The sequence below is a fragment of the Agromyces humi genome, from assembly GCF_009720255.1.
GTDB classification, from domain to species: Bacteria; Actinomycetota; Actinomycetes; order Actinomycetales; family Microbacteriaceae; genus Agromyces; species Agromyces humi.
Map to the genome: position 1 here is coordinate 1 of NZ_WJSP02000632.1, position 1,300 is coordinate 1,300.

Here is a 1,300-nt window from a genome sequence, read left to right on the forward strand (position 1 = left end):
CCGGCTGCCAGACGGCGAACACGCCGGCCCCGATCATCGACGCCAGGCCGATCGCCACGGCATCGCGCAGCCCGAGCCGGCGGGCCAGGCGCCCCGAGGAGGGGGACGGGGACGGAGTCGCGCTCACGCCGGAACCCTACTCCACCGCGGTGAAGCGCCCGTCGCGGACTCGTAGGATCGACGCATGCCCGCCGAGGAGACCTCAGCCCCGTCCCACGCCGCCGTCGACCGTGTCACCGCCGCACTCGCCGCGCAGGGCGTCGAGCCGCGCGTCGTCTGGTTCGACGACGCCGTGACCACCGCCCAGCTCGCCGCCGACGCGCTCGGCGTCGAGGTGGGCCAGATCGCCAACTCGCTCGTCTTCACGATCGACGACGACCCGATCCTCGTGCTCACGTCGGGCGCGCACCGGGTCGACACCGACTGGCTCGGGGAGCGGCTGGGCGGCACCATCCGTCGCGCTTCGAAGGAGACCGTCAAGGCTGCCACCGGCCAGGTGATCGGCGGCGTCGCACCTGTCGGGCATCCGTCGCCGGTGCGCACCGTGGTCGACGTGCGGCTCGCGGACTACGACGAGGTGTGGGCCGCAGCCGGACACGCGAAGACCGTCTTCCCGACGACGTTCGACGAGCTCGTGCGCATCACGGGCGGCACGCCCAGCCCCGTCGAGGCTCCGGCGTGACGTCCGACGCGGTCGTGTGGCCGCGCTCCGCGGGCCCGTTGACGCTCCGTCCGCCGACGAGCGCCGACCTCGACCAGGTGCTCGCCTGGCGCAACCGGCCCGAGGTCACCCGCTGGCTGCTGCGCACGACGGTCGACCCCGAGAACTTCAGGCGGGCGTGGTTGGAGAGCGTCGGCGATCCCGCGCAGCACACCGCAGTGGCGGTGCTCGACGGCGTCGTGGTGGGCACGGGCTCGCTCGACGTGCGCGACGGCATGCGGCAGCTCGACGGCGACGCGTGGCGAGCGGCAGAGGGGCTGCTCGGCTACCTCATCGATCCGGCCCATGCCGGCAGGGGGTACGCGACCGACGTCGCGCGCGCCCTGCTCGGCCTCGCCTTCGGCGAGCTGGGCCTGCACCGGGTGACCGCCGGATGCTTCGCCGACAACGTCGCCTCGTGGCGGGTCATGGAGAAGGTCGGCATGCGGCGCGAGCAGCACGGCGTGCGCGACTCGTGGCACGCGGAGCTCGGCTGGATCGACGGATACACGTACGGCATGCTCGCCGAGGAGTGGCGGGCGGGCGGCTGACGCGCGGTGGTGCGGGCAACCGCCGCCGCGCCGTCCCCTAGGCGCCGCG

The 1,300-nt window shown here is 74.2% G+C and carries 2 protein-coding genes; both read left to right on the plus strand.

The window, feature by feature from the left end:
- Window positions 1-184: 184 nt before the first annotated feature.
- Window positions 185-682 (plus strand): YbaK/EbsC family protein, encoded by a 498-nt coding sequence (locus tag GH736_RS23070; protein WP_159607362.1) that lies wholly within the window; start codon window positions 185-187, stop codon window positions 680-682.
- A complete protein-coding gene (locus tag GH736_RS23075; RefSeq protein WP_203230928.1) occupies window positions 679-1,251 on the plus strand; it encodes a GNAT family N-acetyltransferase in 573 nt (190 codons plus the stop codon). Before GH736_RS23070 ends, GH736_RS23075 begins: the two co-directional genes overlap by 4 nt.
- Window positions 1,252-1,300: the final 49 nt, after the last annotated feature.